General features: G+C 64.3%; 20 protein-coding genes. 9 read left to right on the forward strand and 11 right to left on the reverse strand.

All coding sequences use genetic code 11. The features are described 5' to 3' along the window. Positions 1–49: 49 nt before the first annotated feature. From nirB to M0209_RS17240, 5 genes are all read right to left on the reverse strand, one after another. Entirely contained in the window at positions 50–2506 is a 2457-nt protein-coding gene (nirB, locus tag M0209_RS17220) for a nitrite reductase large subunit NirB (protein WP_408988220.1), read from the reverse strand. Further along, complete coding sequence (locus M0209_RS17225) at positions 2503–3711, reverse strand: alginate export family protein (RefSeq protein ID WP_258889498.1); 1209 nt, start codon at positions 3709–3711, stop codon at positions 2503–2505. Before M0209_RS17225 ends, nirB begins: the two co-directional genes overlap by 4 nt. Next, positions 3711–4961, reverse strand: coding sequence for a NarK/NasA family nitrate transporter (locus M0209_RS17230; RefSeq protein ID WP_258889697.1), 1251 nt, complete (start codon positions 4959–4961; stop codon positions 3711–3713). The genes M0209_RS17225 and M0209_RS17230 overlap by 1 nt, the downstream gene beginning before the upstream one ends. Positions 4962–5165: 204 nt before the next feature. Continuing rightward, positions 5166–6371, reverse strand: coding sequence for an ABC transporter substrate-binding protein (locus M0209_RS17235; protein WP_258889499.1), 1206 nt, complete (start codon positions 6369–6371; stop codon positions 5166–5168). Beyond that, the gene (locus M0209_RS17240) at positions 6368–6946 is read right to left on the reverse strand and encodes an ANTAR domain-containing response regulator (RefSeq protein WP_258889698.1); all 579 of its coding nucleotides are present in this window, start codon (positions 6944–6946) and stop codon (positions 6368–6370) included. Before M0209_RS17240 ends, M0209_RS17235 begins: the two co-directional genes overlap by 4 nt. 134 nt (positions 6947–7080) lie before the next feature. On the opposite strand from M0209_RS17240, the gene M0209_RS17245 reads away from it, so the two are divergent. Continuing rightward, the gene (locus tag M0209_RS17245) at positions 7081–8556 is read left to right on the forward strand and encodes a UxaA family hydrolase (protein WP_258889500.1); all 1476 of its coding nucleotides are present in this window, start codon (positions 7081–7083) and stop codon (positions 8554–8556) included. Between the two features lie 164 nt (positions 8557–8720). On the opposite strand, the gene M0209_RS17250 is transcribed toward M0209_RS17245, so the two are convergent. Further along, positions 8721–10022 carry a cation:proton antiporter gene (locus M0209_RS17250; RefSeq protein WP_258889699.1) on the reverse strand — a complete coding sequence of 434 codons (1302 nt, stop codon included), beginning with the start codon at positions 10020–10022 and terminating at the stop codon, positions 8721–8723. Positions 10023–10165: 143 nt separating this feature from the next. On the opposite strand from M0209_RS17250, the gene M0209_RS17255 reads away from it, so the two are divergent. The 3 genes from M0209_RS17255 to M0209_RS17265 all read left to right on the forward strand — a co-directional run bounded on the left by M0209_RS17255 (position 10166) and on the right by M0209_RS17265 (position 13015). Further along, complete coding sequence (locus M0209_RS17255) at positions 10166–11299, forward strand: CaiB/BaiF CoA-transferase family protein (protein ID WP_258889501.1); 1134 nt, start codon at positions 10166–10168, stop codon at positions 11297–11299. 73 nt (positions 11300–11372) lie between these two features. Further along, positions 11373–12509: a zinc-binding dehydrogenase gene (locus tag M0209_RS17260; protein WP_258889502.1), complete on the forward strand. Its 1137-nt coding sequence runs from the start codon at positions 11373–11375 to the stop codon at positions 12507–12509. Between the two features lie 2 nt (positions 12510–12511). Continuing rightward, complete coding sequence (locus M0209_RS17265; protein WP_258889503.1) at positions 12512–13015, forward strand: GNAT family N-acetyltransferase; 504 nt, start codon at positions 12512–12514, stop codon at positions 13013–13015. Here M0209_RS17265 and M0209_RS17270 read toward each other — a convergent pair. From M0209_RS17270 to M0209_RS17280, 3 genes are read right to left on the reverse strand one after another with little or no spacing between them, the layout of a single operon-like run. Further along, the gene (locus M0209_RS17270; RefSeq protein ID WP_258889504.1) at positions 13012–13557 is read right to left on the reverse strand and encodes a phage tail protein; all 546 of its coding nucleotides are present in this window, start codon (positions 13555–13557) and stop codon (positions 13012–13014) included. The two genes, M0209_RS17265 and M0209_RS17270, sit on opposite strands and share 4 nt — an antisense overlap. Positions 13558–13613: 56 nt before the next feature. Continuing rightward, a complete protein-coding gene (locus M0209_RS17275) occupies positions 13614–14156 on the reverse strand; it encodes a phage tail protein (RefSeq protein WP_258889505.1) in 543 nt (180 codons plus the stop codon). A 36-nt stretch (positions 14157–14192) separates the two neighbouring features. Then, positions 14193–14723: a phage tail protein gene (locus tag M0209_RS17280; protein ID WP_258889506.1), complete on the reverse strand. Its 531-nt coding sequence runs from the start codon at positions 14721–14723 to the stop codon at positions 14193–14195. 397 nt (positions 14724–15120) lie between these two features. Here M0209_RS17280 and M0209_RS17285 point away from each other — a divergent pair, with 397 nt between their 5' ends. Both M0209_RS17285 and M0209_RS17290 read left to right on the forward strand, forming a co-directional pair. Then, positions 15121–20220, forward strand: coding sequence for an S-layer family protein (locus M0209_RS17285; protein WP_258889507.1), 5100 nt, complete (start codon positions 15121–15123; stop codon positions 20218–20220). Between the two features lie 60 nt (positions 20221–20280). After that, positions 20281–20421 (forward strand): hypothetical protein, encoded by a 141-nt coding sequence (locus M0209_RS17290; RefSeq protein ID WP_258889508.1) that lies wholly within the window; start codon positions 20281–20283, stop codon positions 20419–20421. Here the strand turns inward: M0209_RS17290 and M0209_RS17295 are convergent. Continuing rightward, the gene (locus tag M0209_RS17295; protein WP_258889509.1) at positions 20408–20692 is read right to left on the reverse strand and encodes a TIGR03032 family protein; all 285 of its coding nucleotides are present in this window, start codon (positions 20690–20692) and stop codon (positions 20408–20410) included. The genes M0209_RS17290 and M0209_RS17295 overlap by 14 nt on opposite strands. 286 nt (positions 20693–20978) lie before the next feature. On the opposite strand from M0209_RS17295, the gene M0209_RS17300 reads away from it, so the two are divergent. Continuing rightward, positions 20979–24449 (forward strand): cadherin-like domain-containing protein, encoded by a 3471-nt coding sequence (locus tag M0209_RS17300; RefSeq protein WP_258889510.1) that lies wholly within the window; start codon positions 20979–20981, stop codon positions 24447–24449. A gap of 60 nt (positions 24450–24509) precedes the next feature. Continuing rightward, the gene (locus M0209_RS17305) at positions 24510–24650 is read left to right on the forward strand and encodes a hypothetical protein (RefSeq protein ID WP_258889508.1); all 141 of its coding nucleotides are present in this window, start codon (positions 24510–24512) and stop codon (positions 24648–24650) included. Here the strand turns inward: M0209_RS17305 and M0209_RS17310 are convergent. Next, positions 24637–25548, reverse strand: a complete 912-nt coding sequence (locus M0209_RS17310; RefSeq protein ID WP_258889511.1) for a hypothetical protein — start codon at positions 25546–25548, stop codon at positions 24637–24639. The genes M0209_RS17305 and M0209_RS17310 overlap by 14 nt on opposite strands. 48 nt (positions 25549–25596) lie before the next feature. Here M0209_RS17310 and M0209_RS17315 point away from each other — a divergent pair, with 48 nt between their 5' ends. After that, positions 25597–25875 carry a PqqD family protein gene (locus M0209_RS17315; protein ID WP_258889512.1) on the forward strand — a complete coding sequence of 93 codons (279 nt, stop codon included), beginning with the start codon at positions 25597–25599 and terminating at the stop codon, positions 25873–25875. The last annotated feature ends 1 nt before the right edge of the window (position 25876 follow it).

Consider the following 25876-nt stretch of genomic DNA (forward strand, 5'->3'; position numbering starts at 1 on the left):
TTATCGATAGCGGCCCCGGCGTCCGCCGGGGCGACGGCTGTGTCGCCGCTCATGCCATCACCAACGGCCGGATTTCGGCCATATGCTGATGCAGCTTCTCGTCCTCGCCCGCCGCGCGCTTTGCCCAGGGGTCGTCCTGCATGAACGATTGCGAGAAGAGGAACCGCGACCGTAGCGCCTCGCGCCCGACATCGTCCTCGACGATCCTCGCCTTGATGTAATCCATTCCGACGCGCTCGACCCAGGGCGCGGTGCGGTCGAGATAGCGGGCTTCCTCGCGGTAGAGCTGGATGAAGGCGGCGCAATAATCGAGCGCCTCTTGTTCGGTCGCGACTTTGCACAGGAAATCGGTGCCGCGCAGCTTGATGCCGCCATTACCGCCGACCGAGAGCTCGTAACCGCTGTCGACGCAGATCACGCCGAAGTCCTTGATCGTCGCCTCGGCGCAATTGCGCGGGCAGCCGCTGACCGCGATCTTGAATTTGTGCGGCATGAAGCTGCCCCAGGTCATCTGCTCGGTCTTGATGCCGAGCCCGGTCGAATCCTGCGTGCCGAAGCGGCACCATTCGGAGCCGACACAGGTTTTTACCGTGCGCAGCGCCTTGGCATAAGCGTGTCCGCTGACCATCCCGGCGGCGTTGAGATCCGCCCAGACGGCGGGCAAATCCTCTTTCTTGATCCCGAAGATGTCGAGCCGCTGCCCGCCAGTGACCTTCACCATCCGCGCGCCGAACTTCTCGGCGACATCGGCGATGGCACGCAGCTCTTTGGGGTTGGTCACCCCGCCCCACATGCGCGGCACGACCGAGTAGGTGCCGTCCTTCTGGATGTTGGCGTGCATGCGTTCGTTGACGAAGCGCGACTGGTTGTCGTCGACGAACTCGCCCGGCCAGGCGCAGAGCAGATAATAATTGAGCGCGGGGCGGCACGAGGCGCAGCCGTCGGGCGTGGTCCAGTGCAGCTCCTGCATGACTTGCGGGATGGCCTTCAGCCCCTTTTCGACGATGTTCCGCCGCACGTCCTCATGCGTGAAGCTGGTGCATTTGCACACCGTCGGTACATCGCGCGTGCCCGCGAACTCGTCGCCGAGCGTGACCGCGAGCAGGCTCTCGACGAGGCCGGTGCACGACCCGCAGCTTGCCGACGCCTTGCACCCGGCGCGTACGGCATCGAGCGTAACCGCGCCGCCGGTGATCGCCGCGACGACCTTGCCCTTCGACACCCCGTTGCAGCCGCAGATTTCGGCGTCGTCCGCCATGGCTGCGACTGCCGCATTAGGGTTTGCCGATGCCCCTCCTCCGCTCGCGAAAGCCTGTCCGAAGATCAGCGCGTCGCGGATATCGGACACGTCCTCCTGCCGTTTGAGCAGGTCGAAATACCAGTTGCCGTCGCCGGTATCGCCATAGAGCACCGCCCCTATGACGCGGTCGTCCTTCACGATGACGCGCTTGTACACGCCGCGCGAGGCGTCGCGCATGACGATATCTTCGCAGCCCTCGCCGCCGCTGAAATCGCCCGCCGAGAACACGTCGATCCCCGACACCTTCAGCTTGGTCGAGGTAACCGAGCCGGTATAGCCATTGGGCGTCGCAACCAGCCCGTCGGCAAGGCTGCGGCACATATCCCACAAGGGCGCGACCAGCCCGTAAACCGACCCGTTGTGCTCGACGCATTCCCCGACCGCGAGGATGTTGGCGTCCGACGTGACGAGATGGTCGTCGACATGGATGCCGCGCCCGATGGCGAGATCGGCCGCACGCGCCAGCTTCACGTTCGGGCGGATGCCGACTGCCATGACGACCAGCGATGCGGGTATATCGCGCCCGTCCTTCAGCCGGACGCCCTCGACCTTGCCCTGTCCGTAGATTTCGGCAGTGTCGGCCCCGGTCAGGATCGTCTGCCCGCGCCCTTCGAGCGCTTCCTTGAGCAGCCACCCTGCCGCTTCGTCGAGCTGGCGTTCCATCAAGGTCGGCATGATGTGCAGCACGGTGACTTTCAAGCCACGCAGCGACAGCCCGTGCGCCGCCTCGAGCCCGAGCAGCCCGCCGCCGATCACCACGGCATCCCCGCCCGCATCCGCCGCGCGCAGCATCGACCCGACATCGTCCATGTCGCGGAAGGTGACGACGCCCTGCAGATCATGCCCCGGGACCGGAATGATGAACGGGTCGCTGCCGGTGGCGAGGATCAGCTTGTCATAACTCTCGACGCGGCCCGAGCGAGCGGTGACGGTCTGGATTTTGCGGTCGATCGCGACCACCGGATCGCCCGAAACCAGCGCGATACCATTGTCGTCGTACCAGGCCTGATCATTGATCACGATGTCGTCGAACGACTTCTCACCCGCGAGCAGCGGCGACAGCATGATCCGGTTATAATTGACGCGCGGCTCGGCCCCAAAAATCGCGATGCGAAACTTGCCCGCGTCACGCGCGAGGATTTCCTCGACCGCGCGGCACCCGGCCATGCCGTTGCCGATGACGATCAAATGCGGCTTTTCGGTCATATTGCCCATTCCACAGAGGCCCAGAATTTCTTGGTATCGGTTGCAAAACCCGACGCGCGGTAGTCGGCGTATTTCAGCGTGAAGGTGGTCCGCTTGACCTTGGCGGCCGCCGACAGGTCGATCTCGTCGCCGTAATATTGCCCCGCGCGGTCGCTGTTGTAGCGGTGATAGACGGCCGTCAGTGCCAACGTGTCGATCCTGCCGAGCTTCTTCCAGCCATAGCCGACCGAGCCATAGGCATCGCGCAGGCCGTTTGCGGGCGTGACCAGAAACTTGTCGGCCCAGCCGTTGAACTTGTGCAGCGTTGCGAGCGGCGCCTGGAAGCTGGTGAGTGCGACGCCATTGCTGGCGCCTAGGATTTCGAACCCGGCTGCGACGCTAAACGCCTTCACCGCCAGCCCGAGTTCGCCCGCCGCATAATTCGCCGAGTAGCGGTTAGGGTTGCGACGATAGTCGTTCTGCCGTGCGTAGCTCAGCGCATAGCTGAGCTTGGCTTTCGACGGGAACGCATAGGCCCCCGCGAACCGCGCGCCATAGGTTGCGCTGCTGTTGGCAAGGGTCAGCGGTTCGTCCTGATCGACCAGATAGGCAAAGCCGGTCAGCGTTCCGACCTTTGTCGTCAGCGCCAGATTGGCGAAGATGTTGTTGCCGCCAACTGATTGCAGCCGCGCCGGGCCGAAGCGATTGCCGCCGTTGATCCCCCAGATCGTGCGGACGCCCCAGGCATAGGTCAGGTCGGCCTTGAGGTTCTTCACGCCTGTCCATTCGATCCGCGCCGCGTCGAAGGTCTGCTCATTGTCGCGCCAGCCTGCCGCCCCGACGAAACGCTGGTCGTCGAGATTGATCCGCTGTCGCCCAACGGTGACGACGGTCTTGGGCAGGCCGCGATACTGGAGTTGCAGCCGGTTGAGTTCGATGTTTTGCGGGTCGCCGACCAGCGGGAAGGCCGTCTTGCCGTTGACGCCGCTGTTGTAGTTTTCCGAGATCGCCAGCGTGGCTTCGGTCTCGGCGAGGAAAGCAAAGTCCCCCGCCTTGGCCTCGAACCCGGCCCGCACCCGCGCGGTCACCGCGTCGGCACGGTTGGCGATGCCCGCTTGGTCGACGCCCTCGTAGCGGAGGCGGGCGTCGATGAGCGGTTTCAGTTTGATGGGCTCGGCGAGGGCCGGTGTTGCCACCAGCCCTGCCATGAGGATTGCCGCCCGCATCAGATTTTCGCGCCGACGAGTTCGGCACCCCAGGTCGAACGCCAGCGACGCTTGACGACGGTGAGGCCTGCCAGCGCCACAAGTGCGAGGCCAGCGAAGATCAGGAACCCGTATTGCGTGCTCCCCGTCAGCTGCTTGGCAAAGCCGAGCGAGGAGGCGAGGTAGAAGCCGCCGACCCCGCCCCCGAAGCCGACAAGCCCGGTCATGATGCCGATTTCCTTTTGGAAACGCTGCGGCACGATCTGGAAAACCGCGCCATTGCCGAAGCCGAGTGTCGCCATCACCAGCAGGAACAGGCCGAGCGCGACCGGCAGCGCGGTCGGGTTGGTGCTGATCGCGACCAGCGTCGCGGCGGCGAGGATATACACGCCGGTCAGCGTCTTGATGCCGCCGATCCGGTCCGCTGTGGCGCCGCCGAATGGACGGACGAGCGATCCGGCGAACACGCACGCCGCCGTGCAGTAGCCTGCCATCACCGGGGTCAGCGCGAACTGGTCGGTGAACCAGATCGACAGGCTCGCGGAAAGGCCGACGAAGCCGCCGAAGGTGACGCCGTAGAACAGCATGAACCACCACGCGTCCTGATGCTTCAACACCTCGAAATAGGCAGTCAGCGGCTTGGGCGCGGGCTGGTTCGGCGAGTCCTTGGCCATGATCATGTAGGCCACGAAGACGATGGCGAGCGGAATGCAGGCGAGGCCGAGCACGGCGTTCCAGCCGAACGTCTTGGCGAGGATGGGCGCGAACAGCGCGGCAAGCACCGTGCCCGAATTGCCCATGCCAGCGATGCCCATCGCCGTGCCCTGATGCTCGGGGCCGTACCAGCGGCTCGCGAGCGGCAAGGCGACCGCAAAGCTTGCGCCGGCAAAGCCGAGCACAACGCCGATGGCGAGCGTCCCGCCATAGCTATCGACACCGAGCAGATAGCCGCACATCAGCCCGACGATCACGATGATCTGGCCGATCGCCCCCGTCTTCTTCGGCCCGATGCGGTCGACGAGCAGCCCGTTGACGAGGCGCAAAATCGCACCCGCCAGGGTCGGCACCGCGACCATCAGGCCTTTTTGCGCGGGGCTCAGCCCCATTTCCTTGGAAATGATCGGCGCGAGCGGCCCGAGCATCACCCACACCATGAAGGCGAGGTCGAAATAGAGGAACGCGGCGAACAGCGTGGGCTTGTGCCCCGCTTGCCAGAAACCACTCTTGTCGTGCTTCGCAACGGGTGCGGCCATTGCCGCGCCTCCGTCCATTACTGCTGCCTGCGTCATTTGCCGATCCCCTTCGAGCAAACGCAAAAAAGCCGCCGCGACACGCGCGGATGCACGGCCATGGCGGCGACTTTGCCTGATTGTCTGGATCGCTGAAGTCTGCCCCGTTGCAACTTTCAGCGTGTCACAAAGCTGACGTCGATTCGAAGTTGAAGCAAGTGTCTTTTTTGCAACGCAGCATAAAAATCACGAAATCGTGCTTTCGGCGAGGTAGGTCGAAAGCGTTTCGGGGTCGAAACTGCGACCGTCAAAAAACTGGTCGGCGGAGAGGATCAGCCGTCCTTGCGTCGTGCCCACCGCGAGCGGCTCGGCAATCCCACCTTCGAGTTTGGAGCTCGCTCCCGGCAGCGCAACCCCGAGCGGACGCAGTGCGGCGCGATAGATATCGGGGCGGAACACGCGCTGCGCCGCCGCATAATCATGGTCGTCGGGCGGCGTATGCCCAGCAAGGCACATTTGCGCGTAGAGCCAAGCGGCCTGACTGACCCAGGGGAAGTTCGCCGCTTCACGGTGCTGGAACATGAAATCTGGCACATGGAGCGGGTTATGCGCGCGTGCGAACAGGATTCGGTCGGACACCGCGCGCGCAATTCGCGCAGCCGATCCGTCGAGATATTCGGGCCGTGCCAATACGCCTGCCACAGTATCGAGCCGCGCTGGATCGACGAACGCTTCGCCCGCCCGGTACAGCGCGCGGACCAGGCGGTGGGTGCGGTCGCGGTTGTCCTCCATGACGCCGGTCCGCATCGCCAGCACCTTTTCGACACCACGCAGCCAGATTTGCGAGGTGACCGCGACGATGACGCCCGCGCCGCGATCCACCGCGACGCTGTTCCACGGTTCGCCGACGCAAATCCCGTCGACTTCGCCGTCCGCCAGCGCCTGCGCGGCGAAGGGCGGCGCGACGGTGACGATCTCGACATCGGTGTCGGGGTCGATGCCGCAACCGCGCAGCCAATAGCGCAGCATGTAATTATGGCTCGAATAGCGATGCACGACGGCGAAGCGCAGCTTGCGATCGGCAGCCTTGACCACGTCGGCCAACCGCGCCCCGATGTCGGCAACATCGCCCGGTGCCCCCGGCGTCGTAACCTGCGCGGCCAGATCGGGGCGCAAGGTGACGGCATTGCCGTTCAAACCGAGCACGAACGGCACCGACAGCGGTGTCGCCGGACGTCCCAGGCCGAGCGTGGTCGCAATCGCCAGCGGTGCGATCAAGTGCGCGGCGTCGCTGTGCCCGTAGAGAAGCCGGTCGCTGACGGTCGCCCAGCTCATGTCGCGGATGAGCGTCAGGTCGATCCCCTCATCCTCGGCAAAGCCGAACTCGCGCGCGAGGATGGGCAGTGCGGCATCGACCAGCGGCAGGAAGCCCAGACGGACGGTGTCAGTCATAGATCCCCCATCAGGCGGTCGGCGGTGACAAGAGCGTCGGCGACGTCGCCGATGCGCCGCCCGCTGTCCATCGCTGCCTTGCGCAGCAGCGCATAGGCAGCGGGCTCGTCGATCCCGCGCTTCTTCATCAACAGCCGCTTGGCCGCATCGACGGTTTCGCGTTCGGCCAAGGCGGAACGGGCTTCATCGAGTTCGACGCGCAGCCGGGTGAAGGCATTGAAGCGACGGATCGCCAGTTCGAGCACCGGCTTGATCCGCTCCTTCTTCATGCCGTCGACGACATAGGCCGAGACGCCCGCATCGATGGCAGCCTCGATCCCCGCTGAATCGCTTTGATCGACAAACATCGCCACCGGCCGCGCCATTGCCTTCGACAGCGCGAATAGCTCTTCCAGCTCGTCGCGGTGCGGGTTGGCGAGGTTGATCAGGACGACATCGGGCGACAGCGCTTCCAGCCGCGCGGCGATGCCATGACGGTCGGCGAACACGGTGACGTCGGTCAGACCTGCGTCGTGCAGACCCTCCTCGATCACCGCCGCGCGCGCGGCACTTTCATCGACGACCGCGATCCGCAATCCAGTCCCTTCGGCAATCCTGCTGGTGCTGCGATGCAGCATAGAACCCGAATGACCGGTCTGACAAGGGTGCGCGCCATGCCCTTTCTCGTTGGCCGGATTGGCGCTATGACATCGGTGTCAAAGAGGGAGCGATGCACGACGATATGGGCCGATTGCTGGTTCTCGATCCCGCCGACGATGTCGCCATCGCTATCGGCGACCATGGTGCGGTGGCATCGGGTCACAAGGTCGCGCGTCACTCCATCGCGCGTGATGCGCCGGTGCGCCGCTATGGCCAGATCATCGGTTTTGCGACCCGGGATATTGCGGGGGGCGACCATGTCCACAGCCACAATCTCGAATATCGCGCGTTCGACCGGCACGATGCCGCACCGGTGGCGGCCGCGCGTACTGCGGTCGCGGACCCCGCGACATTCGAGGGCTATGTCCGTCCCGACGGTCGCGTGGGGACGCGCAATTATATCGGCATCATCGCTTCGGTAAATTGTTCGGCGATGGTGTGTCGCGCGATTGCCGACCGGTTTCGCGACCGGCTGGGCGCGTTTCCGAACATCGACGGCATCGTGCCGATCACGCACAGCTCGGGCTGCGGCATGGATACGGCGGGCGAGGGGATGACGGTGCTGCGCCGCACGCTCGGCGGCTATGCGCGGCATCCTAATTTCGGCGGGGTGTTGCTGATCGGGCTGGGTTGCGAGGCGAACCAGATATCGGGGATGCTCGAGGTCGAGGGGTTAGTGCCGGGACCGCGCCTGAAAACGATGACGATCCAGGACGAGGGCGGCACGGTCGCGACGGTCAAGCGCGGCGAGGAACTGATTGCCGAATTGCTCCCCGTCGTGAACGCCGACCGCCGCACGACGGTCAGCGCGGCGCATCTGACCGTCGGGCTGCAATGCGGCGGCTCCGACGGCTATTCGGGGATCACCGCCAATCCGGCGCTGGGTGCGGCCGTCGACCGGCTGGTGGCACATGGCGGCACCGCGATCCTTTCCGAAACGCCGGAGATTTACGGGGCCGAACATTTGTTGACGTCGCGTGCGGCCTCGTCCGGGGTCGCCGCCAAGCTTGCGGCGCGGATCGCCTGGTGGGAGGATTATGCCGCGCGCAACGGGGGCGAGATGGACAATAATCCGTCGCCCGGAAACAAGGCGGGCGGACTGACGACCATACTCGAAAAATCGCTGGGTGCGGTCGCCAAAGGTGGCAGTTCGACCCTGATGGATGTCGTGGAATATGCCGAGCCGGCGACCACGCGCGGCCTCGTTTTCATGGATACGCCGGGTTACGATCCGGTATCGGCGACAGGTCAGGTCGCGGGCGGGGCGAACCTCATCTGCTTCACCACGGGGCGCGGGTCGGTTTACGGCTGCAAGCCGACACCGTCGCTCAAGATCGCGACCAACAGCCGCATGTATGCCGCAATGGCCGACGATATGGATTTCAACGCGGGGGCCATCATCGAAGGGGAACTGTCCGTCGATACGGCCGGCGAGGCGATTTTCCGGCTCATGCTCGACACGGCGTCGGGCGCGCAAAGCCGCAGCGAAGCCCATGGGTTCGGTGTCGATGAATTCGTACCCTGGACGCTGGGCGCGGTGATGTAGGCTGGAATAAGTCGTTTGACGCTAGATTGAGCTTGTCTCCGAGCGTTAGCGAGGAGCCCGGCCGAGCGCCAGCGAGGTCTCCCACCGCAAGTAGGTGTTCTCGCTAGCGCTCGAATGAGCACCTCGCTGGCGCTCGGCGAAGAATAGCCTGATGTCATCGGACACTACCCCGCCACCGCCTTTGCATCGAGCGCCCCGAGTTCGCCGCTTTCGCGCGCCTTGCGACCGTAGAACGCTTCGAACAAAGGCCCCGCCATCATTGTGGTCACGATCGCCATCAACACCAGCATCGCGAACAGAGTGGGGCCGATGATCCCCTTTTGCAGGCCGATGTTGATGATGATGAGTTCCATCAGGCCGCGCGAATTCATCAGCGCTCCGATGCCCAACGCCGTAGGATTATCCTCGCCCGACAGTCGCGCGGCGAGGTAGCACGCGCCGCCCTTTGCCGCGATCGAGGCAAGCAGGACGACCAGCGCGATCAGCAGCAATTCGGCGGAATTGACCATGTCCATCCGCGTGTTCAGCCCCGAATAGGTAAAGAACATCGGCAGCAGCAGGACGACCGCCAGCGGCTCGACCTTGCGCTTGATCTCGGCAGTGAAAGTCCCTCGCGGCATGACGGTGCCGAGAATGAACCCGCCGAAAATCGCATGGATGCCGACCGCGTCCATGACGAAGGCCGACAGGCAGAACAGCGCGACGACGATGGCGAGCACGGTCATGCTCATCTCGCCCTCGCGCTCGACAATGCGGCCTAGCGGGGCGAGCAGGCGCGGGCCGAGCAGGGTAATGAACAGCGCATAGGCAATTCCGCCGCCGATCGCGAGCACCGCGACCCCGGGACCGCCGCCGAAGGTCGCGAGCACGACCGCAAGCACGCACCACGACACCGCGTCATCGAACGCGCCCGCCGTCAGCGAGAGCGTGCCGAGCGAGGAATTGCTCAAGCCCCGCTCGTTGATGATCCGCGCGAGCATCGGAAAGGCGGTGAGCGCGATGCACGCGCCCATGAACAAGGTGGCGTTGACCTGCGATATGCCGGGGGCGAACAGGCCGGGGATCGTCAGCAGCCACGGGGTGAGCGCAATCGCGATGGCAAAGGGGGCGAGGATGCCGGCGAGCGAAACGCCGACCGCGCTTTTCGCTTTTGCCTTGAAATGGTCGATCTGAAGCGTGGTCCCGACAAGGAACATGTATAGCCCGACGCCGAGCTGCGACCCGGCGTAGAGGACGGACTTGGTCTCCTTGGGGAAAATCGCGCCCTGGATGTCGGGAAAGAACAGCCCGAGCAGCGACGGGCCGAGCAGGACGCCCGCAATCATCTCGCCCACAACTTGCGGCTGGCCGAGGAACTTCTGGCCGAGCTTTCCCACGACGCGGCAGGTCAGCAGGATGACGCCGAGCTGCAGGAAGAAATGGACGCTATAGTCGCCGGGCGCAAAGCTTGTCGGCGACGCAGGCATGGGCGGTCCGTGCGGCGACAGGACGCCGGTGATCGTGGTAACGATGCTGTCGATAACGCCCGACACGCGGCTCTCCCAATTGCTTGTTGCCGCCCTATAGCAGCGATTGGACAAGGGCTGTCCATAACACACGGGAGCAGGACATGGCGGGACCGCTGGCGGGGATCAGAATCGTCGAATTCGCCGGAATCGGGCCGGGGCCGTTCGCGGCGATGATGCTGGGCGATCACGGCGCCGAGGTGATCCGCATCGAGCGGCCGGGCGGTGTGCTCGACCCGCGAGATCCGCTGTCGCGCAACCGCACCTCGATCGTGCTCGATACGAAGACAGCGGAGGGCAAAGCGGTCGCGCGCGACCTGTGCCGTAGCGCCGACGGGCTGGTCGAGGGGTATCGGCCAGGCGTCATGGAACGCCTTGGCTTGGGCCCCGACGAGCTGCTCGCCGACAATCCGAAGCTCGTTTACGGACGGATGACCGGCTGGGGGCAGTTCGGCCCCTATGCCCATGCGGCGGGACACGACATCAACTATATCGCGCTGTCGGGGGTGCTGCACACCATCGGCCGCGCGGGCGAGCGGCCGGTGCCGCCGGTCAATTATGTCGGCGATTTCGGCGGGGGCGGGATGATGCTCGCGTTCGGGATGGTCAGCGCGCTGCTCGCGGTGAAGAACGGCGCGGCTGGCCAGGTGATCGATTGTGCCATGACCGATGGCTCGGCGCTGATCGCGGGGATGAGCTGGCACTTGCTCGCGGCGGGCGCGAACATCGATGCGCCGGGAACGAACATGCTCGACGGCGCGGCGCATTTCTACGACACCTATGCGTGTGCCGACGGGAAATTCGTGTCGATCGGGTCGATCGAACCGCAATTCTATGCGTTGCTCCGCCAGCATGCGGGCGTGGCCGACGATCCCGCCTTCGACGCGCAGCACGACAAGTCGGGGTGGCCTGCGCTGAAAGCGAAGCTGGCAGCGATCTTTGCGGGCAAGACCCGCGACGAATGGGACGCGCTGCTGGCGGGGACCGATGTCTGTTTCGCGCCCGTCCTGTCGATGCGCGAGGCGGTGACGCACCCGCACAACGTCGCGCGCGACACGTTCGCTGAAATCGGCGGCGCGACCCAGCCGATGCCCGCGCCGCGCTATTCGGGCACGGCGACCGACGCGCCGCGACCTGCGCCGGTGGTTGGCAGCGACACGGCGTCAGTGATGGCGGCGCTGGGTTATGACGCTGCGCGGATTGCCGGATTGCGCGCGGCAGGTGCCTTCGGGCGTTGAACGCGGTGTGGCGATGCGATAGTATTCGTTGCAAGCGGCAACCTAAACCGCGCCCCGATTTGGAGAGTCCGACATGACCGATCTGCCCGCCACCAACACCACGATGCTGACCCTGGCGAAGGACGACGGCACGCTCGAGGTCTCGCTCGCCGCACTGCCGATGCCCGAACCCAAAGACCATGAGGTCCTGGTGCGCGTGCAGGCGACGCCGATCAACCCGTCCGATCTGGGGCTGTTGTTCGGTGCTGCCGACATGAGCACGGCACGGGCCACGACCCGCGACGGCTTGCCGGTGGTGACCGCCGACATTCCGGCGGCGGGCATGCGCGCGATGGGCGGACGGCTGAACGAAGCGATGCCGATCGGTAACGAGGGCTGCGGCGTGGTCGTGAAGGCAGGCGCGTCGCCCGAAGCACAGGCCCTGATGGGTAAAACGGTCGCGCTGCTTGGCGGGTCGATCTATGCCGAATACCGCTGTCTGCCGGTGCAGATGTGCATGCCGCTCCCCGACGGGACCGATCCGAAGGACGGCGCGTCGTGCTTCGTCAATCCGCTGACTTCGCTGGCGTTCGCCGAGACGATGAAGATGGAGGGGCATTCGGCCATCGTCCACACGGCGGCGGCGTCGAACCTTGGCCAGATGCTCGTCAAGATTTGCGCGAAGGACGGTATTCCGCTGGTCAACATTGTGCGGAGCGCGGCGCAGGCCGACCTGCTCAAGGGCATCGGCGCGGTGCATGTCGTCGATTCGAGCGCGGAAAGCTTCATGGCGGACCTGACCGATGCGCTGGTCGAGACCGGCGCGACCATCGGCTTCGACGCCATCGGCGGCGGCAAGCTCGCGGGGCAGATTCTGGCGTGCATGGAGAGCGCGGCGGTCAAGCGCATGACGACGTACAGCCGCTATGGCTCCGACACGTTCAAGCAGCTCTACATCTATGGCGCGCTCGATGTCGGGCCGACGATCCTCAATCGTAGCTTCGGTTTTTCGTGGAACCTGGGCGGGTTCCTGCTGACACCGTTCCTTGCCAAGGCCGGGGCGGAGACGGCGGCGCGGATGCGCGCGCGGGTCGTCGCCGAGCTGACCACAACGTTCAAAAGCCACTACAGCCATGAAGTGACCCTGGCCGAGGCGCTGAACCTCGACGTCATTGCGGGTTACAATGCCAAACGGACGGGCGAGAAATACCTGATCCGCCCGACTGCCTGACGGTGCCGTTCACGCTCGACGCGGCGGCGGCGCTGGGGCTGAGCTTTCGTGCCGTCACCGACGCCGACATGCCGTTCCTGTCGGCACTCTATGCGTCGACACGCGCGGACGAGCTGAGCGTGACGGGCTGGCCGGAAGCGACCAAAGCGCTGTTCGTGGTGCAGCAATTTGCCGCGCAGCATGGCGATTATGCGCGCAATTACCCGGGCATGGAGCGGCGTATCGTCGAACAGCGCGGCGCGGCAGTCGGGCGCGTCTATGTCGACCTGACGGGTGATGCGTGCCATTTGATCGACATTGCCCTGATGCCGACGGCGCGGGGACAGGGGATGGGCCGCGCGATCCTGACCGATCTGTTGGCCTATGCAGCGCGCGTGGAAAAACCGGTGAAGCTATCGGTCATCGCCGACAACCCGGCGCGGCGATTGTACGAGCGGTTGGGTTTCGTGACGACCGAAACCGGCACCCTCTATAACTCGATGACGTGGCAGCCGCCCAAGCGTTAGTTCCGCGAGGGGAAAACGCCCTGCAACGCGATGCACCAGCTGAGCACGGTAAACGGCTGTCGGTTCTCGTGTCCCTGGCTTCCGCCGGTATTGCTGATCGTATCAGCCGACATGGTACCGCTGGGCACACCCGTGCCGTAAATCTGCGCCGGTGTCGTTGCACCGCCGGCCAGCGCCACCAGCCCCTGCGCGACCGCTTTGGTATTGGTCGGGATGATTCCGGCAGGATTTGCCAGTGCGACCGCATTGCTGGCCTGTGCGACATGGTTGTGCGACGGCATTTCGGTGATCAGCAACGTGTGCGCTTCTTCGCCGCCGGCCTGACCCTGAGTGAAGCCGTTGCCGACATGAATCGGCGACCGCCCCTGAAGGTTGGGCAGCGCAAAATTTTGCACGCCGTTGCCACCATACATTGTGCCAAGCAGCGAAAACAGCGCCTGATTCTGGTTGATCGGCAACAACTGGCCGTTGCAAAACGCCCAGCCCTTTGGCGCGAAGTTGAATGACATCAACCTGAGTTCGCCGAGAAAGGGTGTACCCATGTTCGAAACTCCCAAAATGCTCTTTAGAGCCGGTTAGATGACCGACGTGTTCGAAGTCAGCCGCGCGGCGGGAAAACCCCCTGCAGCGCGATGCAGTAATTGAGCGTCAGATACGGCATCAGGTTGTTGTGCGGCTGGTTGCCGCCCTGAAGCTGAACCGCTTGTGCGTTCATCTGAACATCGGGCGCAGCGGTCTGGTACAAGGCGATCGACCCGTTCGTCGCGCCATTGGGATAGGCACCCTTGGCCAGCGCATTGCCCGCCGCAGTGGGGGAAGAGGCCGTGCTGTTCTTGGCCTGAAGATTGTGGGTGTGCGACGGAATTTCGGTCGACAGCAATGTCACCGTCGCCGATCCGTCCTGCTCGCCGATAAAGCGCTGGCTCAGACCCGGCCCCTGACCCGGGCCTCCGGCAAGATTGCCCTGCAGATTGGGGAGCCCGAAGGTGCTCGTGCCATTGCCGCCATATGTCGTGCCGAGCAGCGAAAACAGCGCGGTATTCTGGGAAATCGGCAGCAACTGGCCGTTACACTGCGCCCAGCCTCGCGGGGCAAAGTTGAACCCCATAAGGCGGATTTCGGCTACGAACGGACTGGACATCGCGGGTATCCTCGACGGATTGAAGTGAAGATCGGATCAGTTCGGCGACGGAAAAATGCCGAAGAACGCAATGATGTAATTGACGAACAGCGTCGGCTGTATGTTGTTATGCGGCTGGGCGCCGCCGACAAAGGGCAGCAGGCTGGCGGCTACCAGCGGCGTCGATACCGGCGAGACGTCATAGGCATTCGCTCCGGCCTGTGTACTCGATACGGTGGCGAAAAAAGCACCTTGCGGAGAGGCCTGCTGCCCCGAAGCGGTCGCCGCCATGCCGTGCGAGTGCGACGGTAATTGGTTCGTCGTCACCGTAACGGACTCGACACCGGCGAACTGGCCGATCGTATAGCTACTGCCCCCGGCCAAAGTGCCCTGATGCACCGGCACGCGCCCGCGCAAATCGGGGAGCGCAAAGGTGTTTTGCCCGTCGCCGCCATATGTCGTGCCGATCAACTGGAACAGTGTTTCCTGCTCCGAAATCGCCTGAAGCGATCCGTCGCAGAACCCCCAACCAGCGGGGGCAAAATTGCCGCCGAACAGGCGAATCTCGCCGACATAGGGTTGCGACATGGGCTACTCCTGCACGGTTGGCACGCCCCTTCGGGCGCACGCGGGAAAACGAGGCGCGCGACCGAAATCGGACGGGCGACGCAGCGGTTTAGCGAAGGGCGAACCGCAGACGAGCGACCTAGACACAACCATGCCGCACTTCCCCCTCTCGATTTACAATGTGAAGATTCGTTTCGGGGTTGTCAAATACTGAACCGTCGGGATGTGTCAGCCAGGCAGAAGGATAGTTTGTGCTTGTTTTTCAGAACGTTATTCTCCCCGGCGGTGCGGCAATCCTGAAGATTCCACCCCGTGACCGGTGCCCTCCGTTATTGTGAGAAACTGCCAAGTGTAAAACATTTGGCGTTGGCGGAACGCGTGGCATAAGAAGCGGCATGATTTAGGGGAGTCGGGGACAATGACAGCCACTGTGATGAGTGTCGGTGACGTCGCGATTATTGGCGCGAATACCGAAGATACCGGTGCTCCGCTGAAGGATCTGATCAGCTTCATCCTGCTGAAACCCATTGGTAGCGGTACGGTCATCTATTTTACAGACCGCGCGTGGAACGGCACCGTTTTTGCGGCGCCCGGCGGCGGCGACGGTACGTTCACTTATACGGCCGGGGCCGATCTGCCTGCCGGAACAGTCATTACGATCACGCAGACGCAGCTGACGGCGGCAGGGATCAACCTGTCCGAAGCGGGCGACACCATCTATGCCTATCAGGGCACGACGGCCGATGCGCCGACGCGTTTTCTCCACGCCGTCGATATCGGTGACGGCGTTACCGGTTTTCCCGCAGGTGCGTTGACCAACACCGGCCTCGTCGACGGCACGTCCGCAGTGGCGTTCGGCAGCGGCGGCAACAACGCGGGGATCGGCGACATCGACAATGCCGAATTCGGCGGCCGCACGCACAATATTCAGGCGGCCGACCTGTTCGCCCGCATCAACACCGCATCGTCGTGGACACAGAACAGCAACAGCCCGCAGGACGGCACGGCGGACGGAACGCCGGCATCGACTGCGCCCGATGCCCAGCTGTGGATCGCGGGTTCGGGCGCCGGCAGCGCCATTGTCACGATTAACCTCGACGGAACGTACAACGCGGGTTCGCTCGGCTACCAGATCGTACAGGCGTTCCAGAACCAGAACGCAACCGCGACCTTCCACCCCAGCGACATCACGCTCGACACGGTCGAGGACAAATTCTTCTTTGTCGATTCGGATGCCGGTGGCCACAATCGCATCATTCAGGGCAGCATCAGCCAGCTGCTGTCCAGCCCCGGTGCGGCGATGACGTTCACGGTGCTTTATTCGAACGCGGGATCGAACGCGAACGGGATTATCGATTCGCTGTCGGTCGATACGGTCAATAACAAAATCTATTTCGATGTCGGCCTTACGGCGAACGGCGGGTCGACGATCAACCGGATCAACTACAACACCGCCAACCAAGCGCCGACCGTGCTCGCGACGCTGGGCACCGGCCAATATGTCACGCAGATGGCGATCGATTACACGCGCGGCGAGGTGTTCGTGGCGGTCAGCCAGATCACGTCGGGATTCGGGTCCGATTTCATCGATAACAACTACATTTATCGCGCGACGGCGGCTGGCGGGACGGCGGCGGGGCTGGCAGCTGCGGCCACGCTGACCTTTGCGACGCTGCCGTTCAGCCCGAACGATACTGTTCTGACCGGGGAAGGCGGGCCACTGGCCGGCAATGCGTTCCCGGTCGAGCGCGGGAATGTAAAGGGGCTGGATGTCGATCCGGTCACCCATGCACTGGTGATCGTGACGGGGTCGGTCATTCTCGACAATGACGGCAACGGCCTGACGACCTACAACGGCGGGATCTACCGCTACGCGCTCGACAGCAATCCGACCGGCACGTACACGACGCTGTACCAGCAGACAGGCACGCCGGGCGCGGCAGGAACGGGGCCGCGCGGGCTGCTCTATTATGTCGAAGTCGATGCCGCGACCGGCAAATATTATGTCGTCGATACCACCGCGCTGAATTCGGCGAACGACGATGCCAGCGTCTGGTCGGGCAGCCTGACCGTACCGGGCACGCCGACCTTCCTGGCCACCGTCGCCAATTTCAACGGCCTTAGCGGTCTCGGTTTGGAGATCGCGCATGCGCCGACGCTGACGGGGACCAATCTGGCTCCGACGATCACCGAGACGGCGGGCAATCCCTCCGCCGATCCTACGGCGGTTGCGATCGCGAACGCGTTCACCGCGACAGACAGCGACAGCTCCAACTCGCCGACCGACCAGCTTGCGGGCGCGCAGGTGCGTATTTCGTCTGGCTTCCAGTCGGGCGCGGGGCATCAGGACGTGTTGAGTGCCACCGGTCTGCCTGGCGGCATCACCGCGAGCTACAATGCCACCACGGGCGTCCTGACGCTGAGCGGCATTTCGACCTTTGCCAACTACCAGACGGCGCTCGGGCTGGTCCGCTTTACCGTGCAGGGCGACAATCCGACCAACTTCGGCGCGAACACGACGCGGACGTTCTCGATCTCGACGTTCGACGGGGCGTTGTATTCGGACGAAGTCACCGCGTCGGTCACCGTCGTCGGGGTCAACGACAATCCGGTTAACACCACCGGCGGCACGCTGACGCTTAACGAGGATGCGAGCGCCACCGCCTTCACCGGCATTTCGATCGCCGATGTCGATGCCGATCCGGCCACCGCGCTGATGACGGTCCAGTTCACCGTCGGGCGCGGCATCATCACGCTCAACACTGGCGTTGCAGGCGGCGTGGGAGCGGGGCAGATCACGGCCGGCGCGAACGGCACCACGACGATCACCGTCACCGCGACGCTCAACGCGATCAACGCGACGCTCGCGAATGCCACCGGCCTGACCTACACACCGACCGCGAACGTCAACGGTGCCGATGCGCTGACAATCCTGACGAGCGATGCCGGTGCGACCGGCACCGGCGGGACGCTGACCGACAGCGATAACAAGGCGATCAGCGTGACCGCCGTCAACGATGCACCGGTCGCGAGCGGTTCGGCGACGATGACCACGATTCTCGAGGATGCGACGCCTGCGGGGCAAACCGTTTCGGCGCTCTTCGGCGGCAACTTCTCGGATGCGACCGACCAGGTTACCGGCGGTTCGTCGGCGAACGCGCTTGCCGGCATCGCGATTACGTCGAACGCCGCGAGCGCCAACGGAGCCTGGCAGTATTTCAACGGCGCGATCTGGGTAAACATTACCACAGGCGTGACGGCGGCTACTGCCGCCACCATTTCGGCAGCCACGCTGATCCGGTTTCTGCCGACGACGAATTTCAACGGCGCGGCACCCGTGTTGACTGCAACTCTTGTCGACGATTCGGGCGGCGCGCTGACCAACAATGCCAGCGTGAATGCGGCGACAACGGGCGGGACGACGCGCTTCTCGTCCGCGTCGGTTGCACTCAGTCAGGCTGTGACGGCGGTCAACGACGCGCCGACCTCGACTTTGCTGCAGGGCGACAGCGTGACGACGACCGAGCCTGCGGGTTTGGGGTCGATCATGTCCGGCGTCAACATCGATTCGGGCGGGAACATGACCTTCGCCGATGTCGACAACGCCAATTTCAGCGGCGGCTCGCTGCGTTTCGCGATCACCGCAGGCAAGGACGCGACGCAAGACCAGCTGCTCATCGATACGACCGGCATCGTGACGATTGCGGGCGGTGTCGTTTCAGTCAGCGGTACGGCCATCGGCACCGTTTCCGGCGGCGGCGCGGGCGGCAACGACCTCGTTATCGCGCTCAACGCCAATGCGACCCCTGCGCTGCTCCAGAGCGTCGTTCGCTTCGTGTTCTTCGGCAGTTCGGGCGGCGACAACCCGACGGCGGGCGCGCGCACGATCACGACGACGTTGAACGACGGCAGCGGCACGGCAAACGGCGGCAACGATACGCTGGTGATCACCAGCACAGTGACGGTCGTCGCCGTCGACGATGCGCCGACGGCGGTCGCTGATTCCTATTCGACCAACGAGAATGCGGTTCTGAATGTCAATGCCGCTTCCGGCGTCCTCTCCAACGATACCGATCCCGACGGCGGTACCAAGACGGTAGCGAGCATTAACGGCTCCGTGGTCAATGTCGGCATTCCAGTCACGCTGGCGTCGGGTGCCAAGGTCACGCTGAACGCCGATGGCTCGCTGTCCTACGACCCCAACGGCCAGTTCAACTATCTGGTTTCGGCGGCGACGGCGGCAGCCACGGGCGCGCTCAATGCAAGCGCGACCGACAGCTTCACCTATGCCGCCAATGGCGGCAGTTCGGCGACGGTCACGGTCACGATCAACGGGGTCGACGGCGCAGGATCGGAATTGCGCGGCGATGGCGGGAACAATACAATCAACGGCACCGCGCTGGACGATTATTTCAACCTGTCGCAGGGTGGCAACGACACCGCGAACGGCGGGACCGGCAATGACGCGTTTTTCTTCGGCGCGGCGTTCACGGCAGCGGACACGGTCGATGGCGGTGCGGGCACGAACGACCAGATCGGTTTGCAGGGCAACTATTCGGGCGGCCTGACACTGGGCGCCACGACCATGACGAATATCGAGGCGCTCGCGGTCCAGCCCGGGTTCAGCTACAGCATTGTCAGCAACGACGGCAACGTCGCGGCGGGGCAGACGCTCTCGGTGTTCGGCGGCGGGCTGCTTGCGGGGAACAACTTCACTTTCAACGGGTCGGCAGAGACCGACGGCCAGTTCCGTATGTACGGCGGGCTGGGTAACGATAATTTCACCGGCGGTGCGCTCGACGACGGTTTCTATTTCGGTCCCGGCAAATGGGACAATGTGAACGACACGGTGGTCGGCGGCGGCGGGACAAACGACCAGTTGGCGCTCGACGGCAACTATACGCTGTCGATCGGCGCCAACGCCGGTGTCGAAACACTGGCACTGCTCGCCGGACCGGTCGCAACGCCCAATACGTTCAATATCACGCTGCTCGATGTGTGGACCGGCGCGGCGGCGACCAAGACGGTGTGGGGCGCGCAAGTAACGACCGCCCTGACGATCAACGGGTCGGCGGAGACCAACGGCAATCTGGTGTTCTTCGGCGGGTCGGCGTCGGACACGCTGACCGGTGGTTCGGGGGCCGACACCATCTCAGGCGGCGGCGGCGGCGATGCGCTGACCGGCGGGGCGGGAGCTGACACTTTCCGCTACGACAGCATCACCGACTCGAATGGATCGACCAACGCCACGCGTGACCGCATTCTCGGCTTCACCTCGGGGAGCGACAAGATCGACCTGTCGCGCATCGACGCGATCAACGGCGGGGCCGACGATGCGTTCAGCTTCATCGGCAGTTCGGCGTTCAGCAATGTCGCCGGGCAATTGCGCTACACCGATGCAGGCGGCGGCATCTACATCGTCGAGGGCGATGTGAACGGCGATGGCATCGCCGACTTCACGGTCAGCGTCACCACCACGCCGGCCGCACCGCCGGTCGCCACCGATTTCATCCTTTAGCCCAGGGCCGCCGTATCTGGAACGGCAGCCCTTGGGCGCAACAAGTCAGGACCGACGACAATGACCAAGACTCCGACTCCGAACCCCGCGGCCAAGACACCGCGCATGCCCTGGACCCCGCCTCGGGTTGCGCGGATCGACGCCGGACAGGCCGAAATCGGCACCCGCGCCACCGGCGACGGGGCGTTTACGACGTCGTAAGGCGGCCGCTACGGCGGTTTGAAGCTGTGACCATCGCCGGCCGCCGGATGCAGCCGAACAGACTATCGACGAAGATCGGCCGCAGTGGCGGGCCGAAGACGGTGTCTTGGGCATCGAGATCGCCCGCAGTCCCCGCGATATGCGGCATATCGAGCGCATCGTAGCCGGTATCGGTCGCGTGACCCGGCGGCAGGGCACTGTCGAGCCACTGGAGCTGATACTTGCGTCGCCAGCGCGAAGCGGCAGCCGTTCGGGCTGACCGCAGGCCCATGCACCGGGGGAAGCTCCGCCCGACCGGCGGCCCAGCCGCTCCTGCTAAGGATGGTCGGCCATCATCCACTTTACCCAACTGCTGCTTATCCGTCCAATTTTTGCACAGCCATCGGATCGGCTCGGACCCTCTAATGCACGGTATTTGCTTCCTTTCCTGCCTTCAAAGATGATACGAAAGTACCAAGCAAGCGCGGTGTGCAGCCGCGACTCGCAGGTAGCGGTCGTTAACGCGCGTTCGGCGCGTGACATCTACGGCGACGGGTCGCCGCAGAAGGGCATTAGCTATGGCAGACGATTTCGCCGCTACGACAGCCACGACCGGCGCGGTCACCGTCGGCGGTTCGGCCACCGGCACGATCGAGGTCGGTGCCGATCGCGACTGGTTCCGTATCACGCTGGTGGCGGGCCAATCCTATATTTTCAACCTCGACCGGGGCACGCTGCTCGATCCGTTCCTCGTCCTGTACGACCAGAACGGTGTGGACATCGTCGGCAATGACGACATCGTCACCAACGTCAACTTCAACTCGCAGATCAGATTTACGGCGACGGTTTCCGGCACCTATTATCTCGCGGCGTTCAGCTCCGACGGCACCGATATCGGCACCTACACCGTCCGCGCGGCGATCGATCCCTCGCCACCGGCCTCGACCGACGATTACGGCGCGCAGGCCGGCTCGCCCAATGTGGGGGCAGTCGCTGTCGGCGGCTCGACGAACGGCAATCTGGAAACGCTCAACGACAGGGACTGGTTCGCCATCACCCTGACGGCTGGCACGTCGTACACGTTCCGGCAGGAGGGCATCACGCTCGCTGACCCGTTCCTGAGATTGCGTGACGGCAACGGCATCCTCATCAGCGGCAACGACGACTTTGGCGGAACCTTGAACTCGCAGATTACGTACACTGCGGTGACAACCGGGGTCTATTATCTCGAAGGCAATACCGCCGATGCCGGCAATGCGGCAGGTATCGGCACGTACCGCGTAACGGCGGCTGTCAATGGCAACCCCCCACCGCCGCCGACCGACGATTACGGCTCGCAGGTGGGCGCAGGCAATCTCGGCAGCGTCGTGGTGGGTTCGTCGAGCACCGGCCTGATCAATTACGGCGGCGATCATGACTGGTTCGCGGTCGCTCTGTCCGCCGGATCCATCTATCGCATCCGTCAGGAAATCGGCACACTCCCCGATCCGCGCTTCACGCTGCGCAATTCGATCGGCATCACTCTCACCGGCGACGACGATTCGGGTGGCGGGCAAAATGCGCAGGTCGATTATACAGCCCCGACCTCGGGCACCTATTACATCGATGCGAACAGCGCCGACGGGACCGGCCCCAACAGCACCGGCACGTACACTGTCCGCCTGACCCTGCTCTACGGGGCACCGGTGATCGTCGCCAACACAGGTTCTACGGCGGCGGAGGGCGCAGCCGACACGATCACTTCCAGCGAACTGTCGACGACCGACTCCGATAGCGCGGCTTCGGCGATCGTCTACACGCTGACCAGTCTCGCCACCAACGGCACGCTGACCCGCAACGGTACGACGCTTGCCCTGAACGGCACGTTCACCCAGGCCGACATCAATTCGAACCTGGTCGTCTACACGCACAACGGCAGCGAGACGACCAGCGCCAGCTTCGGCTTCTCGGTGACCGACGGCACGACGAACTTCACCGGCCGGACCTTCAATTTCACCGTCACCCCGGTCAACGACGCGCCGACCTCGACCGGTTTGGCGGGCGACAGCGTCACGGCGACCGAGCCTGCGGGTCTGGGTTCGACGATGCCCAACGTCAACATCGACGCGGGCGGCAACATGACCTTTGCCGATGTCGATAATGCCAATTTCAACGGCGGCACGCTGCGCGTGGCGATTACGGCGGGCAAACAGGCCGTTGAAGACCAGTTGCTGATCAACACGACCGGCACGGTGACGATCGCGGGCAATGTCGTGTCGGTCGGCGGTACGGCGATCGGCACGCGGTCGGGCGGCGGCGCGGGCGGCGGCGATCTTGTGATCGCGCTGACCGCCAATGCGACGCCCGCGCTGCTCCAAAGCGTCGTGCGCGCCGTTTATTACGCCAATACGGGTAACGATAATCCCACTGCGGGCGTGCGGACGATCACGACGACGCTGACCGACGGCAGCGGCACCGCAAACGGCGGCGCGGACACAGTGACGATCACGAGCACTGTCACCGTTGCCGCGACCGACGACACGCCGGTGGCGGTGGCGGATTCCTATTCGGTCAACGAGAATGTCGTCCTGAACGTCGCGCCCAATGTCGGCGTGCTGGCGAACGACACCGATATCGACGGCGGGCCGAAAACGGTCGCGACCATCAACGGCAGTGCCGTCAATGTCGGGACTCTGGTGACCCTGGCATCGGGGGCCAGAGTTACGCTCAACGCCAATGGCTCGCTGTCCTACGACCCCAACGGGCAATTCAACTATCTGGTTTCGGCGGCAACGGCAGCCGCCACCGGGGCGGTCAATTCGAGCGCGACAGACAGCTTCACTTATACGGCTAACGGCGGCAGTTCGGCGACAGTCACGATCACTGTGAACGGTGTCGACGGGGCGGGTTCGGAGCTGCGCGGCGATGGCGGGAACAACACGACCAACGGCACCGCGCTCGACGATTATTTCAACCTGTCGCAGGGCGGCAACGACACCGCGACCGGCGGCAATGGCAATGACGCGTTTTTCTTCGGCGCGGCGTTCACTGCGCTCGACATCGTCGACGGCGGCCCGGGGATCAACGACCAGGTCGGATTGCAGGGCAATTACTCGGCCGGGCTGACACTCGGCGCAGGATCGCTCGTCAACATCGAGGCGCTCGCGGTCCTGCCGGGGTTCAGCTATTCGATCACCTCGATCGACGCCAATGTCGCGGCGGGCCAGACCTTGTCGGTATTCGGCGGCAGCCTGGCCGTCGGCCAGAACTTCACGTTCAACGGCAGCGCCGAGACCGACGGCCAGTTTCGCATGTATGGCGGGTTGGGCAACGATAATTTCACCGGCGGTGCGCTCGACGACGGTTTCTATTTCGGTCCCGGCAAATGGGACAATGTCAACGACACGGTGGTCGGCGGCGGTGGCGCCAACGACCAACTCGCGCTCGACGGCAACTACACCGTTTCGGTCGGGGCAAACGCCGATGTCGAGACACTGGCGCTGCTGGCGGGACCGGTGGGCACGCCCAACACGTTCAATATCACCTTGCTCGATGCCTGGACGGCGGCGGCGGCGAACAAGACGGTGTGGGGCGCGCAGGTCACCACTGCGATGACGATCGACGGATCGGCGGACACCAATGGCAATCTGACTTTCTTCGGCGGTTCAGCGTCGGATACGCTGACCGGCGGTGGGGGTGCCGACACGATCTCGGGCGGCGGCGGCGGCGATGCATTGCGTGGCAACGGCGGCGCGGACATTTTCCGCTACGATAGCGTCACAGATTCGAATGGTAGCACCAACGCGACGCGCGACCGCATTCTCGACTTCACTTCGGGGAGCGACAAGATCGACCTGTCGCGGATCGACGCGATCAACGGCGGGGCCGACGACGCCTTTACCTTTATCGGCGGCGGTGCCTTCACGAACGTCGCGGGGCAGTTGCACTATATCGACAATGGCAATGGTACGATGACCGTCGAGGGGGACGTCGACGGCAACGGCGTGGCCGATTTCGCCATTCTGGTGACGACGGCGGCACCGCCGGTCGCCACCGATTTCATCCTTTAACCCAGAGCGGCTGTATCTGGAACGGCAGCCCTTGGGCGCAACAAGTCAGGACCGACGACAATGACCAAGACTCCGACTCCGAACCCCGCGGCCAAGACACCGCGCATGCCCTGGACCCCGCCTCGGGTTGCGCGGATCGACGCCGGACAGGCCGAAATCGGCACCCGCGCCACCGGCGACGGGGCGTTTACGACGTCCTGAGCGCATCCTCGACACGAGCGCAACTCGCGTCGATCCCGTCGAGCGACCAAGGACGCGTGAGCCGCGAGACGCCGCAGTGCCGGGCGACGGCCATACACTGATCGAAATGTTGGCGGTTGCGCCCCATCGGCGAAACCAGCTGTCCGCGAAAACTATTGGCGATCAGCGTCGCCGCTGCGTCCGCGCCCCCTAGCGGTTCGATGCGCGCCGCTGTCCCCTCGGGTCCGGCTTGGAGGCAGAAAAGTTTGCCCAACGGATAGGGGCGGTAAGGCGCAACGCCCGCCACGGGCAGCCGGTACTTGTCGAGTGTCGGCAAAACCTGCTCCAGGCCGTCGGACCCGCACCCTACAGCCGCCAGCGTCTTGCCCCAGAGCTTCAGGTTGCACAGCCCCGGCCAAACCATCGGTATGGATCCCGAGGTGTCGACCGCACAGATATCGTCGCACAGCAGCGGATGGCCGCGACGGTTGAGGTGCAGCGCTATCGTCGATTTGCCTGCGCCCGATGTGCCGGCAAAGGCAATGGCCTGCCCGTCGATCACGACGGCACTGGCGTGCAGCGGCAACAGGCCGCGCTGGTGCAGCAACGCGCCCAGCGCCGAACCGAGCAAATAGGCGCGCACATCGCTCTCGGGCGCATGTTCGGCGATCTCGACGGCGATCTCGTGCCCGTTGGTCACGCACAGCCGCACGACGTCCGGCACATCCATCCAAAAGACTTGCGGACCCGCCACAACACCGTGCTCGATCTCCGTTGCGCCGAAGGGGCGGGCAGCCGCCGCGCGGACAATGCTGACCGGATCGTCGGTCCCCTCATTGCCCTCGCGCATTTCGGGAAGCGCCAGCGCCGATTGAAAATCCACGCCAAAGGCTCGATAGGGGATCGCGTTGTGCACCATGCCGCTGGCCCTAGCGGATGTCGGTTACGCGCGCGAGGATGGAACCCGATGGACCCGAACACGATCATCGAACGTATCGACGGGATGGTTGAAGCCGAGGTCGGGGGGGAACTCGTCGGGCTGGATATCGAACGTGGCAGTTGCTTCGGCTTCAACGCGACCGCGACACGTATCTGGCATCTGGTTGGGACGCCGCAAAGCCTTGGCACGCTGTGCGATGCATTGATGGCCGAACACGAGGTGGATCGCGCCACCTGCCTTGCCGACACCGCCGCCGTATTGCGCGTCATGGCGGACGAGCAACTGGTAGCCCTGCGCGCGGCATGAC

The sequence above is a fragment of the Sphingomonas sp. SUN039 genome, from assembly GCF_024758725.1.
Taxonomy (GTDB): domain Bacteria; phylum Pseudomonadota; class Alphaproteobacteria; order Sphingomonadales; family Sphingomonadaceae; genus Sphingomonas_O.

Coding starts and splice junctions, on each gene's coding strand:
- nirB (WP_408988220.1), bottom strand. CDS start 2,506: ATGACCGAAAAGCCGCATTTGATCGTCATCGGCAACGGCATGGCCGGG.
- M0209_RS17225 (WP_258889498.1), bottom strand. CDS start 3,711: ATGCGGGCGGCAATCCTCATGGCAGGGCTGGTGGCAACACCGGCCCTC.
- M0209_RS17230 (WP_258889697.1), bottom strand. CDS start 4,961: ATGGACGGAGGCGCGGCAATGGCCGCACCCGTTGCGAAGCACGACAAG.
- M0209_RS17235 (WP_258889499.1), bottom strand. CDS start 6,371: ATGACTGACACCGTCCGTCTGGGCTTCCTGCCGCTGGTCGATGCCGCA.
- M0209_RS17245 (WP_258889500.1), top strand. CDS start 7,081: ATGCACGACGATATGGGCCGATTGCTGGTTCTCGATCCCGCCGACGAT.
- M0209_RS17250 (WP_258889699.1), bottom strand. CDS start 10,022: ATGCCTGCGTCGCCGACAAGCTTTGCGCCCGGCGACTATAGCGTCCAT.
- M0209_RS17255 (WP_258889501.1), top strand. CDS start 10,166: ATGGCGGGACCGCTGGCGGGGATCAGAATCGTCGAATTCGCCGGAATC.
- M0209_RS17260 (WP_258889502.1), top strand. CDS start 11,373: ATGACCGATCTGCCCGCCACCAACACCACGATGCTGACCCTGGCGAAG.
- M0209_RS17270 (WP_258889504.1), bottom strand. CDS start 13,557: ATGGGTACACCCTTTCTCGGCGAACTCAGGTTGATGTCATTCAACTTC.
- M0209_RS17275 (WP_258889505.1), bottom strand. CDS start 14,156: ATGTCCAGTCCGTTCGTAGCCGAAATCCGCCTTATGGGGTTCAACTTT.
- M0209_RS17280 (WP_258889506.1), bottom strand. CDS start 14,723: ATGTCGCAACCCTATGTCGGCGAGATTCGCCTGTTCGGCGGCAATTTT.
- M0209_RS17285 (WP_258889507.1), top strand. CDS start 15,121: ATGACAGCCACTGTGATGAGTGTCGGTGACGTCGCGATTATTGGCGCG.
- M0209_RS17290 (WP_258889508.1), top strand. CDS start 20,281: ATGACCAAGACTCCGACTCCGAACCCCGCGGCCAAGACACCGCGCATG.
- M0209_RS17295 (WP_258889509.1), bottom strand. CDS start 20,692: ATGGGCCTGCGGTCAGCCCGAACGGCTGCCGCTTCGCGCTGGCGACGC.
- M0209_RS17300 (WP_258889510.1), top strand. CDS start 20,979: ATGGCAGACGATTTCGCCGCTACGACAGCCACGACCGGCGCGGTCACC.
- M0209_RS17305 (WP_258889508.1), top strand. CDS start 24,510: ATGACCAAGACTCCGACTCCGAACCCCGCGGCCAAGACACCGCGCATG.
- M0209_RS17310 (WP_258889511.1), bottom strand. CDS start 25,548: ATGGTGCACAACGCGATCCCCTATCGAGCCTTTGGCGTGGATTTTCAA.
- M0209_RS17315 (WP_258889512.1), top strand. CDS start 25,597: ATGGACCCGAACACGATCATCGAACGTATCGACGGGATGGTTGAAGCC.